This is a genomic window from Cellvibrio japonicus Ueda107 (genome assembly GCF_000019225.1).
In the GTDB taxonomy this organism is placed as follows: domain Bacteria; phylum Pseudomonadota; class Gammaproteobacteria; order Pseudomonadales; family Cellvibrionaceae; genus Cellvibrio; species Cellvibrio japonicus.
The window spans coordinates 776,510-791,631 of sequence record NC_010995.1 but is presented as its reverse complement, the minus strand read 5'-3'; the positions used below and the strand labels follow the sequence as shown (position 1 = coordinate 791,631).

Annotated in this window: 14 protein-coding genes and 1 tRNA gene; 11 read left to right on the top strand and 4 right to left on the bottom strand. The window is 56.4% G+C overall.

Translation table 11 applies throughout. The features are described from left to right. Nucleotides 1–99: 99 nt before the first annotated feature. Genes CJA_RS03190 through hemA form a run of 4 tightly spaced genes read right to left on the bottom strand, consistent with a single transcriptional unit; the run spans nt 100 to nt 4,113 of the window. The gene (locus CJA_RS03190) at nt 100–858 is read right to left on the bottom strand and encodes a HesA/MoeB/ThiF family protein (RefSeq protein ID WP_041551949.1); all 759 of its coding nucleotides are present in this window, start codon (nt 856–858) and stop codon (nt 100–102) included. A gap of 8 nt (nt 859–866) precedes the next feature. After that, nucleotides 867–1,718, bottom strand: coding sequence for a peptide chain release factor N(5)-glutamine methyltransferase (gene prmC, locus CJA_RS03185; protein WP_041550994.1), 852 nt, complete (start codon nt 1,716–1,718; stop codon nt 867–869). A 2-nt stretch (nt 1,719–1,720) separates the two neighbouring features. Next, a complete protein-coding gene (prfA, locus tag CJA_RS03180; RefSeq protein WP_012486328.1) occupies nt 1,721–2,803 on the bottom strand; it encodes a peptide chain release factor 1 in 1,083 nt (360 codons plus the stop codon). Next, complete coding sequence (gene hemA, locus CJA_RS03175; protein ID WP_049765393.1) at nt 2,800–4,113, bottom strand: glutamyl-tRNA reductase; 1,314 nt, start codon at nt 4,111–4,113, stop codon at nt 2,800–2,802. Before hemA ends, prfA begins: the two co-directional genes overlap by 4 nt. Before the next feature lie 115 nt (nt 4,114–4,228). On the opposite strand from hemA, the gene CJA_RS03170 reads away from it, so the two are divergent. From CJA_RS03170 to hsdR, 11 genes are all read left to right on the top strand, one after another. After that, nucleotides 4,229–4,774, top strand: coding sequence for a PolC-type DNA polymerase III domain-containing protein (locus CJA_RS03170; RefSeq protein WP_012486326.1), 546 nt, complete (start codon nt 4,229–4,231; stop codon nt 4,772–4,774). Between the two features lie 277 nt (nt 4,775–5,051). Continuing rightward, entirely contained in the window at nt 5,052–6,878 is a 1,827-nt protein-coding gene (locus CJA_RS03165; protein WP_012486324.1) for a tetratricopeptide repeat protein, read from the top strand. Continuing rightward, a complete protein-coding gene (gene lolB, locus CJA_RS03160) occupies nt 6,878–7,489 on the top strand; it encodes a lipoprotein insertase outer membrane protein LolB (protein WP_012486323.1) in 612 nt (203 codons plus the stop codon). Before CJA_RS03165 ends, lolB begins: the two co-directional genes overlap by 1 nt. 2 nt (nt 7,490–7,491) lie before the next feature. Beyond that, a complete protein-coding gene (gene ispE, locus CJA_RS03155) occupies nt 7,492–8,337 on the top strand; it encodes a 4-(cytidine 5'-diphospho)-2-C-methyl-D-erythritol kinase (protein WP_012486322.1) in 846 nt (281 codons plus the stop codon). Nucleotides 8,338–8,377: 40 nt separating this feature from the next. Then, nucleotides 8,378–8,452, top strand: a tRNA-Gln gene (locus CJA_RS03150). A gap of 228 nt (nt 8,453–8,680) precedes the next feature. Then, complete coding sequence (locus tag CJA_RS03145) at nt 8,681–9,610, top strand: ribose-phosphate pyrophosphokinase (protein WP_041550992.1); 930 nt, start codon at nt 8,681–8,683, stop codon at nt 9,608–9,610. A gap of 98 nt (nt 9,611–9,708) precedes the next feature. Beyond that, nucleotides 9,709–10,320: a 50S ribosomal protein L25/general stress protein Ctc gene (locus CJA_RS03140; RefSeq protein WP_012486320.1), complete on the top strand. Its 612-nt coding sequence runs from the start codon at nt 9,709–9,711 to the stop codon at nt 10,318–10,320. A gap of 127 nt (nt 10,321–10,447) precedes the next feature. After that, on the top strand, nt 10,448–11,038 hold the full coding sequence (pth, locus tag CJA_RS03135) for an aminoacyl-tRNA hydrolase (protein ID WP_041550990.1): 591 nt from the start codon (nt 10,448–10,450) through the stop codon (nt 11,036–11,038). Between the two features lie 67 nt (nt 11,039–11,105). After that, nucleotides 11,106–12,197: a redox-regulated ATPase YchF gene (gene ychF, locus CJA_RS03130; protein WP_012486318.1), complete on the top strand. Its 1,092-nt coding sequence runs from the start codon at nt 11,106–11,108 to the stop codon at nt 12,195–12,197. Nucleotides 12,198–12,395: 198 nt separating this feature from the next. After that, nucleotides 12,396–12,653 carry a helix-turn-helix domain-containing protein gene (locus CJA_RS03125; protein ID WP_012486317.1) on the top strand — a complete coding sequence of 86 codons (258 nt, stop codon included), beginning with the start codon at nt 12,396–12,398 and terminating at the stop codon, nt 12,651–12,653. A gap of 72 nt (nt 12,654–12,725) precedes the next feature. Continuing rightward, the gene (gene hsdR / locus CJA_RS03120; protein WP_012486316.1) at nt 12,726–15,116 is read left to right on the top strand and encodes an EcoAI/FtnUII family type I restriction enzme subunit R; all 2,391 of its coding nucleotides are present in this window, start codon (nt 12,726–12,728) and stop codon (nt 15,114–15,116) included. The last annotated feature ends 6 nt before the right edge of the window (nt 15,117–15,122 follow it).

Below are 15,122 nucleotides of genomic sequence, written 5' to 3'. Positions count from 1 at the left end.
TCAGGGAATCATCCCTGGTTTTCAGCCCCAAGAGGACAAGACCATCGATCATTGCTCGCCGATGCTAGCAGAATTTAAGCGCCACGTCAGGGCCGGGCACTATTCCGATAAGCAGGGTTTGACTGAGCACACAGGACAACAGGGGTCCTTGCGCAAACGCATTTCCCGCCATTGGCTATAGCGGCCATCAAACAGCAGGACACGCCCCGCCAGCGGCTGCCCAACCGGAGCCAGAACCTTGATAGCCTCCAGCGCCTGCATGGAGCCTATCACCCCCACCAAAGGTGCCAATACCCCGTTGGCGGCACAGGTCAGGTCATCCGCGCTCTCTTCATACAGGCAGCGATAGCACGGGCTCTGGGGGTCGCGGTTATCAAAGACCGCCACCTGGCCTTCGAGGCGGATGGCAGCACCGGAGACCAGCGGCTTCAGCGCCGCCACACAGGCGGCATTGATCGCAAAACGGGTGGTGAAGTTATCGGTGCAATCGACCACCAGGTCGGCACCGGCAACCAGGGCCGCCAGGGCCTCGCTATCCACCCGCTGACTATGGATATGTAGCGCAATATGGGGATTGAGTGCGCGCAGGGTCTGCGCCGCCGATTGCGCCTTGTTATGGCCGATGCGCTCGCTGGTGTGTGCAATCTGCCGCTGCAAGTTGGACAGATCCACTGCATCAAAATCCACCAGGGTTAGCTGGCCGATACCGGCAGCCGCCAGGTACATGGATACCGGCGATCCCAGGCCGCCCAAACCGATAATCACTACATGGGACGAGAGCAGTGCTTCCTGGCCGTCGATATCCAGGTCAGGCAACATAATCTGACGCGAGTAGCGCAGCAGTTGTTCATCATTCATCGCCATATTCAGGCCCACTGTCCAAAGGTGACACGCTCATTGCCCGCATAATCGCGCCGGGTAGACACCTGCACCAATCCCGATGCACAAAACAAATTGCGCACAGCCCTGCCCTGGTCGTAACCGTGCTCAATCAACAGCCAGCCACCAACGGCAAGGTACGCAGGAGCCTGTTCTAAAATCGCTTCAATATCCGCCAACCCGGCATTACCGGCCACCAGGGCCGAGCGCGGTTCGAAGCGCACATCGCCCTGCTCCAGGTGTGGATCCTGCGGGTCGATATAGGGCGGATTGCTGACGATGACATCAAAGGTTTGCGCCGGTATCGCGCTAAACCAATCGCTGCACAGGACCTGTACATTGGGCAAGCGCAGGCGCGCCACATTGGTCCGGGCCAGGGCCACGGCATCCGCGGATCGATCCACAGCCAATACTTGCCAGTGTTTTTTCTCGTTGGCAAGTGCCAGGGCAATAGCCCCGGTACCGGTTCCCAGGTCCAGGCAGCGGCGAACCTGTGTCGGCGCATCCTCGGCGAACGAGGCCAGCACCTGTTCAACCACTACTTCGGTATCCGGGCGGGGAATCAGGGTGGAATTATTGACCAGCAACGGCAAAGACCAGAACTCGCGCTCACCAATAATATGTGCAATGGGTTCGCCGGTTTCACGGCGCGCCAGGCAGGTTTCAAATTGCCGCAGCGACTCATCGGCGAGCAGGTGATCCGGCCAGGTGTACAACCAGGTGCGATTTTTTTGCAGGAGATGGCACAGGATTAATTCAATATCCAGGCGCGGACTCTCGCTCACTGCGTGCAGTAAGGGCGCTCGCTGCAGCGCCTGGGCGATAGTGAGCGAGGCCATGGTTAATCCGCAATCGCAGCCAACTGGTCGGCCTGGTATTCATTGGCCAAGGGGCCAATGACCGGCTCAAGATCACCTTGCATAACGGCATCCAATGAATAGAGCGTGAGATTGATGCGGTGATCGGTCACGCGGCCTTGCGGATAGTTGTAAGTGCGAATGCGCTCGGAGCGATCACCGCTGCCCACCAGGTTGCGCCGCTCCTCGGAAATACTTTTGTGCGCGGCCTCTTCCTGCATGGTTTTTAATTTGGTGGCCAACAGGCTCATGGCGCGGGCGCGGTTTTTGTGCTGCGAGCGCTCGTCCTGGCACTCCACCACAATACCGGTGGGAATATGGGTGATACGGATCGCCGAATCCGTTTTGTTAACGTGCTGGCCTCCGGCGCCGGACGCACGGTAGGTATCAATACGCAAATCCGCCTTGTTGATATTGACCTCTTCCAACTCATCCGCTTCGGGCATGACCGCAACGGTGCACGCCGAGGTGTGGATGCGCCCCTGGGATTCGGTTTCGGGCACCCGCTGTACCCGGTGTGCACCCGATTCAAATTTGAGTTTGGAGTAGACACCGGAACCGCTCACCAGCGAAATAATTTCCTTGAAGCCGCCGTGTTCACCTTCACTCTGGCTGAGGATTTCCACGCGCCAGCCCTGGGTTTCGGCATAGCGTGAATACATGCGGAACAGGTCGCCGGAAAAAATCGCCGCTTCATCGCCACCGGTACCGGCGCGCACTTCGAGATAGCAGTTCTTCTCGTCATTAGGGTCTTTCGGTAAGAGGAGTTTTTGCAGCTCAAGCTCAGTGGGTTCGAGACGCGCTTCGCAGCCTTCCAATTCCTCTTCCGCCATTTCGCGCATATCGGCATCGCCTTCGGCGATCAGGTGTTTGGCTTCCTCAATATCCGCCAGCAATTGCAAATAACCTTTGTAGGCGACCACCACCGGTTCAAGCTCGGCATACTCCTTGGACAAATCGCGAAAACGCGCCTGGTTGTTGATAACGTCTGCCTCGGATAACAGTGCACTGACTTCCTCGTAACGCTCTTTAAGGCGTTCGAGTTTTTCAAGAATGGATGATTTCATGCTGACTCGCTTGGCTGGTTTTCACTGGTATCAAGTAATTTATCCTGCTCGGAAATATCCTTGATACTAATGGCAAATAATTCCTGGGCTACCTGGATTACCTGTTGGCGGCCATTGGCGCTGGCCTCTTTCAACAAGGTGGTGGGGGAATGGATAAGTTTATTGGTGAGGTTGCGTGCTAATTGCTGGAGTACCTGCTCGGGATCAGTGCCAGTCTGCAATTGACGCAGGGCTTTGTGCAACTCGGCATCGCGCAATTGCTCCGCTTTTTGACGATAGGCTTTTACCGTGGCAACGGCATCCAGCGCGCGCAGCTGGCGCACATACTGCTCAACGCCCTGGTTAATAATTTCTTCGGCCTGGTCGGCAGCGGCAACGCGGGATTTCTTGTTTTCGTCGATAACCGCGTGCAAATCGTCAACCGTGTAGAGGTAGACATCATCGAGTTCACTGACTTGCGCCTCTATATCGCGCGGTACCGCAATATCCAGCATAAACATAGGTTTGTGTTTGCGCTTTTTCAGGGCCGACTCAACAGCGCCCTTGCCGAGGATCGGCAGTTGGCTGGCTGTGGAGGAGATAACAATGTCGGCGCGGTGTAAATACTCGGGAATATCCGCCAGGAGTATGGCCTCGCCATAAAACTCCCGCGCCAGGCGCTGGGCGCGATCCAGGGTGCGGTTGGCGACGATCATGCGTTTGATGCCCTGCTCTGCCAGGTGGCGGGCTACCAGCTCAATGGTTTCGCCCGCACCAATCAGGAGCGCGGTGTCCTCTTTCAGGTTGGAAAAGATTTGTTGGGCCAGGCTGACAGCGGCATAGGCGACAGACACCGGGTTTTCGCCAATCGCTGTCTCGGTGCGCACCCGCTTGGCAATACTGAATACCTGCTGGAATGCCGAGTGCAATTCGCTGCCGATGGTGCCGGCATCCTTGGCGACAGCAAAGGCTGATTTCATTTGGCCCAAAATTTGCGGTTCACCCAGCACCAGTGAATCGAGGCCGCCGGCAACTTTCATCATGTGCCGCACGGCATCTTCACCGATATAGCAATAGCAGCTACTGGCCAGGCTGCCGGCATCGACCGCGGTATGCCTGACCAGCCAATCCTCGACCAGGTTGTGGTCGGCCAGGCTGCTGGCGTATATCTCCGTCCGGTTACAGGTGGAGAGTATGGCGACCTCCTCCAACCCCGCGTGAATACGGGCTTGCTGCAGGGATTCCACCAGTGCCTCAGGGGCAAAGGCAAGCCGCTCCCGCAAGGCGAGAGGCGCTGTATTGTGGTTGATACCTAGGGCAAGCAGGGTCATGGGACTCGGGATGCTAATCGCAAAGGGCGGTATTGTCCGGCCAGAGCTAACAGGTGACAAGAGGCTGCCACATATTTGGCCTTATAATCGTGAACCCTTTCGACAAGGATTACCCATGCGCAAACACCCCTGCCCCGCCATTATCGATATCGAAGCCTCGGGTTTTGGTGCCCACAGCTATCCGATCGAAATCGGTGCAGTGAATGCCCGCGGCGACCGCTATTGCGCCCTGATCCAGCCCCAGCCGGACTGGACCCACTGGAGTGAACAGGCACAGCGTATCCATGGCATTGCGCGCGAACTCGCCCTGAACAGCGGCAAACCAGCGCGCCAGGTGTGTGCCGAACTCAACCAGTTCCTCGGGGCGATCACCTGCTATAGCGATGCCTGGACCCACGACAGCCCCTGGCTGACACGCCTGTTTTTTGCCGGGCGCACCAACCCCAGCTTCCACCTCAGCCCAATCGAGCTGATCGCCAGCGAAGATCAACTGCTGTGCTGGGATGAGACCAAGCAACGACTGCAGCAACAGCTCGCGATTCGCCGCCACCGCGCCAGCGGCGATGCCTATTTGATCCAGCAAACCTACCTGGCCACGCGCCAGTTGGCGAACTGCCCGACCAAGGTCGCCGAGCGGCGCGCTGCCGGTAAAGGGCTCTAAAAACACCCCGGGTATCGCCCCGGCAAGAGCCACATCACTCACCTGGAAATTGCAGGATGGGCTTTGTCCGGAGCCCTCACCTGTTTATTATTGCCAACCCAGTTCGGAACTGATGGCACCGTCACAAAGATCCGGGGTCAAATGAGCAGCCTCCCACAAGCCTGTGTAAAGGCCGGTCAGCGCCATTGACGCTAACGCGATTGGCGCGCTAGATACCAGGTCTGGCCCCGGTGACCAAACCAGCCATCACCTACCCGCTAACCGAGATAAGCCTTACGTGAGCAAGCACAGACAAGCAGGAACCACCACACCGCCGCACAGGGTTCGCAGGTATCTGCAAGCCATCGGCCTCGGGCTGGGAATGCTGCTGGCCTATGGCTGCTCACCACTAAAACCCATTGAGGACCCAGGCACCCAAGGTATTCAGCCCGAGCTCCCCGATGAGCCTGGCGCACCGGCAGCAGCGTCCGGCGCCGCTCCACTGGACTTGCCCGAACGCAATGACCGGGCCTTCGACAGCGAGACGCTTTACTCCCTGCTGGCGGCCGAGTTTGCCGGCAATCGCCGACTCTATGATCTCGCCCTCAGCAATTATGCCCAGCAGGCGCGCCAGACCCGCGATCCGCAAATTGCCGAGCGCGCCACCCTGCTGGCGCGCTACCTGGGAGACAAAGATACAGCGCTGGAAGCGGCGCAAATCTGGATGGATGCCGCACCGGATAATCGCGAGGCACTGAGCAACCAAGCCCTCGCCCAGTTGGAAGCCGGCCAGCTGCACCAGGCGTTCGCCTCTTCGCAGCGCCTGCTGGAACAGGGGGAAACGCCGCACTTCCAGGTCATCGCCGCCCAGGCGAATACACTCTCCAAAGCAGAGCACGACCAACTCCTGGCGGAATTCCAGTCCCTGTTGAAAACTCACAAGAACAACGAACAACTGCTGGTGGGCACTGGCCTGCTCCTGGAGCAACAGGGGGATTACCCCCAAGCCATGACACTGGCCCGACGCGCCCTTAAACTCGCCCCGCGCAGCCTGCCGCCCGCCATCCTCGAAGCCAACCTGCTCCACTTGCTCAAGCGCGACCAGGAAGCCATTGCCAAAATGGAAGACCTCCTGGCCTTGCACCCCGATAACCACCGGCTGCGCTACCAATACGCGCGTATCCTCAGCCATAACGACCTGGCCGCCGCGCAACAGCAGTTTGCGCTCCTGACCCAACAGCTACCGCACAATGGCGATATCTGGCTATCCCTGGGCATAGTGGCACTCCAGCGCGAGGACCAGGAGACAGCCGAGCGCGCCTTTGAAGCGCTGGTTGAACTAGGCCAGCACAAAAATACAGCTAACTTCTACCTGGGGCAGATGAGCGAAGCCGCCGGCAATCCGGACGAAGCCCTTCTCTACTACCTGCAGGTTAATGGGGGAAGCGATTTCCTCGCCGCACAGGCGCGCCTGCTGGACATCTTTATGCAGCGCGGTGAATACGATGCGGCACACCAGCACATCAATCGCCAAAGCCTGCGCCAACCCGAGCATGCAGCCATTCTCTTTATGCTCGAAGCGGAAACCCTGCGCCTGCACCAACAGCACCCGATGGCGGACCAGGTATTAAACGAAGCCATCCGCGAACTGCCCGACAGTATCCCGCTACGCTATGCACGCGCCCTGCAATATGAACAGCAGGGACAGCTGGACAAGGCCGAGGAAGACCTGCGTCATCTCCTCAGCCTGCAACCCGACAATGCCCAGGCACTGAATGCCCTGGGCTATCTGCTGGCAGACAGAACCAACCGCCTGGAAGAGGCGCGCAACCTGGTGAACCAGGCACTGGCACTGTCGCCGGATGAGCCTGCCATCATCGACTCCATGGGTTGGATTGAATACCGCAGCGGCAACCTGGGCCGCGCCATAGAATTGTTGCAACGCGCCTATGACGCCAGCGGCGATGCGGAAATTGCAGCGCACCTGGGTGAAGCACTCTGGGTCAGTGGCCGCGCCGATGAAGCCCGACAGGTGTGGCGCCAGGGATTGCAGAAAAAAACACGCGAAGGGAAAACCCATCCCCTGCTTCGCTCCACCCTCGAACGTTTGAAGGTTGAACTCTGATGTATCGTCTCCTGTGCCTCCTGGCACTGCTCACCGCAGCGGGCCTGATGGGCTGCGCCAGCCAACGCGGCCTCACGCCCCCTCCCGATCTGCAAGCCCACCAGCAGCAACTGCAAGCTGTCGCCAGCTGGCAAATCGATGGCAAGCTGGGCATACGCAGCCCGCAGGAAAGTGGCAGCGCCACCCTCAAATGGCAGCAGCAGCCGGATAACTACCAGATTTACCTCAGCGGCCCACTCGGCCAAAAACGCCTGCAAATTATCGGCGCACCGGCAGCTGTCACCCTGTTACAGTCGGGCCAGCCGCCCATGCACGCCCAAAGTGCCGAAAGCCTGATTAAAAAGGCTGCCGGCTGGACGCTGCCAGTCAGCCAGCTCAGCTACTGGGTGCGCGGCCTGCCGGCGCCCAAGACCCCCATCACCGGGCTCCAACTCTCGCCGCAAGGGCTGATCAGCGAACTGCAACAAGCCAACTGGACAATTCATTACAGCAACTACCGCGACTATTACCACGGCGAGACGCGCCTGGCGCTACCCGGAAAAATCCAGGCGGAATACCGCGACCTGCGCCTGACCCTGGTGATCCGCGACTGGCAACTGGGAATTCACTAACCATGAACGCCCTGCGCCTGCTGTCCCCGGCCAAGCTCAACCTGTTCCTGCACATCACCGGGCGTCGTGCCGATGGCTATCACCTGCTCCAAACCCTGTTCCAGTTGCTCGATTATGGCGATGAACTCTACTTCGAAATACGCGACCATGGCCCTATTACCCTGGCCCCGGCCCTGCCCAGTGTCGATTTTGAGCAGAACCTGATTATCCGCGCAGCGCGCGCACTGGAACCCTACAAACCCAAGCCGCTCGGCGTCGATATACAACTCACCAAGCGCCTGCCCATGGGCGGCGGCATTGGCGGTGGCAGCAGCAATGCCGCCACCACCCTGGTTGCGCTCAACCATCTCTGGCAATGCGGCCTCAGCAAGCAGCAGTTGCAAACCCTGGGCTTGCAACTGGGCGCTGATGTGCCCGTGTTCGTCAACGCCCAAACCGCCTGGGCAGAAGGTGTCGGCGAAAGCCTGCAACCTATTGAAATACCGCCAAAATGGTTCCTTGTTGTGCAACCTGATTGCCATGTATCCACTGCAGAAATTTTTTCTCACGGGGATTTGACAAGAGACACGGCGGCCATTAAAGTGGCGGCCTTCCTTGAACGGGGTGGTCAAAACGACTGCGAAGTCCTGGTGAGAAAGCTGTATCCGCAAGTGGATGAAGCACTCAACTGGCTGCAACAATTCGATCGCCACGCACGCATGACGGGAACCGGAGCCTGTGTTTTTGCCAGCTTCGATTCGGTAGAAAAAGCGCAATGGGTACAAACACAATTGCCTGCACATCTACCCGGCTTTGTAGCCAAAGGGGTTAACCAATCCCCGCTCTACAAGCTGCTTCCCGCCAGCTGATTTCAAGAGCATCAGCGCTCTTTCGCCGATGTAAAACAACAGGGGCGTCGCCAAGTGGTAAGGCAGCGGGTTTTGATCCCGCCATTCGTAGGTTCGAGTCCTTCCGCCCCTGCCATCTCTTCCTGTCATTGTCGTAACAGCTCAAGCGTTTAATGCCAGCCGCGTGACTCAACAAACTGCGCAACAATGACTATTCTTCTTATCTCCCCAGCCATCGCCAATTGCCCAAGGGTTTGCAAAATCCCAAGGGTAAAACAGCTAGCTTTGTGTAAACTGACATCGGCTCTGGTATTTCAGCACTCACCCCGGCAACCAGCAAAAGGTATCTGACGTGACTGACTTAATGGTCTTTACCGGTAACGCCAACCCCGATCTCGCGAAAAAGATTGTGGAGCAGTTGGGTCGCCCCCTGGGTGATGCCTCTGTATCCCAGTTTTCCGATGGCGAAATCGCGGTTGAACTGAACGAAAACGTGCGTGGCCGCGATGTCTTTGTGGTGCAGCCTACCTGCGCACCCACCAACGACAACCTGATGGAACTGATTGTGATGGTAGACGCCCTGCGCCGCGCGTCTGCCGGACGCATCACTGCCGTGGTTCCCTATTTCGGCTACGCGCGCCAGGATCGCCGGGTGCGTTCAGCCCGTGTACCCATTACCGCCAAGGTAGTAGCGGATATGATGGTCAGTGTTGGCATAGACCGCATGCTGACCGTCGACCTGCACGCTGAGCAGATTCAGGGCTTTTTTGATGTGCCGGTGGACAATGTCTACGGCTCGCCGGTACTGCTGGAAGACATAGAGCAGCAAAAATTTGAAGACCTGATTGTGGTATCGCCCGATATCGGCGGCGTGGTGCGCGCCCGCGCCGTGGCCAAACAATTGGGTATCGACCTGGCCATTATCGATAAGCGTCGCCCGCGCGCCAACGTCGCGGAAGTGATGCACATCATCGGTGAGGTGGACGGGCGGACATGCCTGTTGGTCGATGACATTATTGATACTGCCGGCACCCTGTGCAGCGCAGCCAAAGCACTGAAGGAACAGGGTGCGAAAAAGGTAGTGGCCTATTGTACCCACCCGGTACTGTCGGGAAAGGCCATAGACAATATCAACCATTCCGAGCTGGACCAGTTGGTTGTCACCGACTCCATTCCGCTCAGTGAGGCAGCGCAAGGCTGTGCGCGAATCCGCACCCTGACCCTGTCGAAAATGCTCGCCGAAGCCATGCGCCGGTTGAGCAATGAAGAATCCCTGAGTGCGATGTTCCGCTAAGGCAGAATACGCACCCAGCTAACCGCCCTGGCAACAGGGTTTTTAAAACCCCTCGGAGTTCTGGTCGCGGATTCCTGAGGTTTATCGAGGACGTCAACATGTCTGAAGACTTTAAATTAGATGCAACTGCCCGTAACGACTTGGGGAAAGGTGCGAGCCGCCGCCTGCGTCGTCTGGCTGACCAGGTACCTGCCATCATTTACGGCGGTAGCAAAGCACCGGTCAACGTGAGCGTTTCCCACAACGAACTGCTCAAGCACCTGCAACACGAAGCGTTCTTCTCCCACGTTATCGACCTGAACATCGATGGCACCAGCGAGAGCGTGATCCTGAAAGATGTACAGCGCCACCCTTCCAAGGCGCAAGTTTTGCACCTAGACTTCCTGCGCGTTGACAAAAACACCAAGTTGCACAAGCAGGTTCCACTGCACTTCATCAACGAAGCTACCTCTGTGGGCGTAAAAACCCAGGGCGGTAAAGTGGTTCACAACCTGACCCAACTGGACGTTACCTGTTTGCCACAAGACCTGCCCGAGTTCATCGAGGTAGATCTGGCGGCGATAGAAGCCGGTCAGATTCTCCATATCTCTGACCTGAAACTGCCAAAAGGCGTTATTTCCACCGACTTGACCAAAGGCGCTGATCACGACCTCGCGGTTGTGACCATCCTCAAGGCCAAAGGTGGTGAAAGCGAAGAAGCTGCCGAGTAATCGGATTTTTCTATTCGCCAAGGGCAGTGTCTTCGGACCCTGCCCTTTTTTATTGCCTGTAACTTTCCACCCCCGCCAAATATCGCCACAATGCGCGCCCATAAGACAACTGCTGCGAGAGAAAGCTATGGCCAATGAGATTCAATTGCTGGTGGGACTGGGCAACCCCGGCAGCGAATACGAGCGCACCCGCCACAATGCCGGTGCTGACTTAGTAGAGTTGCTCGCACGCCAGTTGGGTGCAACCTTGGTGCCCGATAGCAAATACGCAGGCCTGACAGCGCGGGTTAACTATCAAGGGCGCGATCTGCGCCTGCTCATTCCCACCACCTATATGAATCGCAGCGGCCAGTCTGTCGGGGCTTTGGCCAACTTCTTCAAAATCGCCCCCGAGGCCATACTCGTCGCCCACGACGAGCTGGATCTGCCACCCGGCAGCGCGCGTTTCAAACAGGGCGGTGGCCACGGCGGCCACAATGGCCTGCGCGACATCATCGCGGCCCTGGGTAATAACAACAATTTCCGCCGCCTGCGCCTGGGCATTGGCCATCCGGGCGATGCCAAGCTGGTAGCGAACTTTGTACTCAAGCGCGCACCGGCCAGTGAGCAGGAGCTGATCGACAACGCCATTGATCGCGCTATTGCCTGCCTGCCCGATGCCATCAACGGCGATTGGGACAAGGCCATGAAAAACCTGCATACCGATCCCAGGCGCTAAACTAGAGCCACTCCTCCAAGCCGGGTATAATCGCGCCTTTTCTTTTGACCACTAGCGGAACAACACCATGGGTTTTAACTGCGGCATCGTCGGCCTGCCCAACGTCGGCAAATCAACACTGTTCAACGCCCTCACCAACGCGGGCATCAGCGCCGAAAACTTCCCTTTCTGCACCATCGAACCTAACGCCGGTATTGTGGTAGTGCCCGACCCTCGTCAGGACAAGCTCGCCGAAATCGTCAAACCCGAGCGTATTGTGCCCACCACCATGGAGTTTGTTGACATCGCCGGCTTGGTTGCGGGCGCCTCAAAAGGGGAGGGGTTGGGCAACAAATTCCTCGCCAATATCCGCGAAACCGACGCTATCGCCCATGTAGTGCGCTGCTTTGAAGACGACAACGTGATCCACGTCGCCAATGGTGTAAACCCGGCTGCCGACATTGAGGTAATCAACACCGAACTGGCCCTCGCCGATCTGGAGGCCGTGGAAAAAGCCCTCAACCGCTACGCCAAGGCAGCCAAAGGCCAGGACAAGCATGCACTGGCCATGAAAGCCCTATTGGAAAAAATCCAGCCGCACCTCGACCAAGCCAAACCACTGCGTTCATTTGCCTTGAGCACCGAGGAAAAAACCCTGCTCAAGGAAATCAACCTGCTTACCCTGAAACCCACCATGTATATCGCCAACGTGGCGGAAGACGGTTTTGAAAACAATCCACACCTGGATGTGGTGCGCAACATTGCCGCCGAAGAAAACTCTGTAGTGGTTCCCATCTGCAACAAATTGGAAGCCGATATCGCCGAACTGGAAGGCGATGACAAAAAAGAATTCCTCGCCGAAATGGGCATGGAAGAACCCGGCCTCAACCGTGTAATCCGCGCCGGCTACCAACTGCTCGGCCTGCACACCTATTTCACGGCGGGTGTTAAGGAAGTGCGCGCCTGGACGATTCCGGTAGGCGCCACCGCACCACAGGCCGCCGGGGTTATCCACACCGACTTTGAAAAAGGCTTTATCCGCGCTGAAACCATTGCCTACGAAGACTTTGTGCAATACAAGGGCGAACAGGGCGCAAAGAATGCCGGCAAAGCGCGCAAGGAAGGCAAGGAATACATTGTGAAAGACGGCGATGTATTGCACTTTTTGTTTAACGTGTAGATCGCAGCCGAAAGCTTGACTCCAAAGCCACCTCACAAGGTGGCTTTTTATTGCGCTAAAACCCCACTAATTAATCCTCACACTTGTGAGGACTCTACCGATATAACCTCGACATTATAAATAATCCGCACAATCATAAGGATTTCTTGCCAATTATGAACCATTAGTACAAAATCCTTACAAACATGAGGATTTTGTATGCAAATACCCATCGACACCCCAGCGGCCATCGGCAAGGTAGTACGCGCTAGCCGTAAAGCACAGAACATCCGCCAAGACGACACTGCTGGCAGCATAGGCGTTAGCGAAAACTTTCTCGGCAAAGTGGAGCGCGGCAGCGATAGCGTGCAATGGGGTAAGCTTTTTCAAGTGCTTCATGGGTTGGGCATTCAAGTATGGGTCGATGTACCCGAAAGCGTTGCCAAGGCGTTGAACGGCTCGCCCCAGTCCAAATGACTCTCAGAAGCGCTTTAATCACAGATCAATAAAAAGAAGAAGCAACATATTGGATATGGCACTTGAAAAAATATGAATAAAAAACAACTCACTGAACGCGACATCTGCACTAAATTCATCACACCTGCCCTGGAAAAATCCGGCTGGGATATCCAGACCCAGGTCCGCGAAGAGCTTAATTTGACCAAAGGCCGCATCATCGTGCGCGGCAAGCTACACAGCCGGGGCAAGGCCAAGCGGGCCGACTATGTGCTCTTCCACAAACCCAACATGCCTATCGCCATCATCGAGGCCAAGGACAACAAACACTCGGTGGGGGACGGCATGCAACAAGCCCTTGGCTACGCCGAGCTATTGCAAGTGCCGTTTGTGTTCAGCAGTAACGGCGATGGCTTTCTATTTCACAACAAGATCGCTAAAGATGGCCAGCTGGAGCGCGAGCTGGTACTGGATGAGTTCCCCAGCCCGGAAACTTTGTGGCAATGGTGGGCAGAACACCAAGGGCTGAGCCAACCGCAACAACACCTGATAACCCAGGACTACTACAGCGACGGCAGCAACAAAACGCCTCGTTACTACCAGCTGCTCGCCATCAACAAAACCATCGAAGCTATTGCCAAGGGGCAACAACGCATCTTACTGGTCATGGCCACGGGTACCGGCAAAACCTATACCGCCTTCCAGATCATCTGGCGGCTGTGGAAAGCGCGCGCCAAGAAGCGCATCCTGTTTCTGGCCGACCGTAACATTCTGGTCGATCAGACCATGACCAACGACTTCAAGCCGTTTGGTGCCACCATGACCAAAATCCAAAAGCGGCAGGCTGATAAGTCCTATGAAATCTACTTGTCGCTTTACCAGGCCGTCACCGGCAATGAAGAAGAAAAGAACATCTACAAGCAGTTCAGCCCAAACTTCTTTGACCTGATCGTGATTGATGAATGCCACCGGGGCAGTGCCGCAGAAGATTCCGCCTGGCGGGAAATTCTGGAATATTTCCACTCTGCCACCCAAATTGGCCTGACCGCTACACCCAAGGAAACCAAAGAGATTTCCAACATCGACTACTTCGGCGAACCGATTTACACCTACTCACTGCGCCAAGGTATCGACGATGGTTTCCTTGCCCCCTACAAGGTGGTGCGCATCGATTTCGACAAAGACCTGACCGGTTGGCGCCCCGACAAGGGCATGCTCGACAAGCATGGCAATGAAATTGAAGACCGAATTTACAATCAACGCGACTTCGACAAAACCCTAGTATTGGAAAAGCGCACCCAACTGGTCGCTAAAAAGGTCAGTGATTTTTTAAAAGCCACTAACCGTTTTGATAAAACCATTATCTTTTGCGACAACATCGACCATGCCGAGCGTATGCGTCAGGCATTGGTCAATGAAAATGCTGATCTGGTTAAAGAAAACAGCAAATACGTGATGCGTATTACTGGCGATAACGAGGAAGGAAAAAAAGAGCTGGATAACTTTATTTTCCCCGAAAGTAAATACCCGGTTATTGCCACCACCTCCAAACTGATGACCACAGGTGTAGATGCACAAACCTGCAAGCTAATTGTGCTGGATCAGCGTATTCAATCCATGACGGAATTCAAACAGATCATTGGGCGCGGCACCCGGATCAATGAAGATTTCGACAAATACTACTTCACCATTCTCGACTTCAAAAAAGCCACGGAACTCTTTGCTGACCCGAACTTTGATGGCGACCCGGTGCAAGTGTATGAACCCAAGAGTGACGACTCCCCCGTGCCACCAGACGAACAGGATGAATCCATTGCGGGAGATGCCCCCGATGATTTCACCTACTCTACCGGTGACGACAACCCAGATTACGATGGCATTGCCTACCCCGGTGATGATGACCCTCAAGCACCTCGCCGCTATGTGGTCGACAAGGTAGATGTCAAGGTGGTCGCCGAGCGCGTGCAATACTTTGACGCCAACGGCAAGCTGATCACCGAGTCCTTGAAAGACTACACCCGCAACACTCTGGCCAAAGAGTTCACATCACTCAACGATTTTTTACGACGTTGGAGCGGGGCAGAAAAGAAACAGGCCATCATCGACGAACTGGCCGAGCAAGGCATATTTTTTGACGCCCTGGCAGAGGAAGTCGGTAAAAAATCTGGTAAGGTGTTCGACCCTTTCGACCTGCTCTGCCATGTCGCTTGGGATCAGCCACCGCTCACGCGCCGCGAGCGCGCTGAGCAGGTCAAAAAGCGCCATTACTTTGCCCAATATGGGAAACAGGCACAAAAGGTGCTCGAAGCCCTGCTCGATAAATACGCCGATGAAGGCGTAGCCGCTATCGAAGAAACCCAGATTCTGACCCTCGCCCCGTTCGACCAACTGGGCACCCCCATCGAACTGATCCGCGCCTTTGGCGGAAAAGCCCAATACGAACAGGCTGTTCTACAACTCGAACAAGCACTGTACCAGCAGTAACAGGAC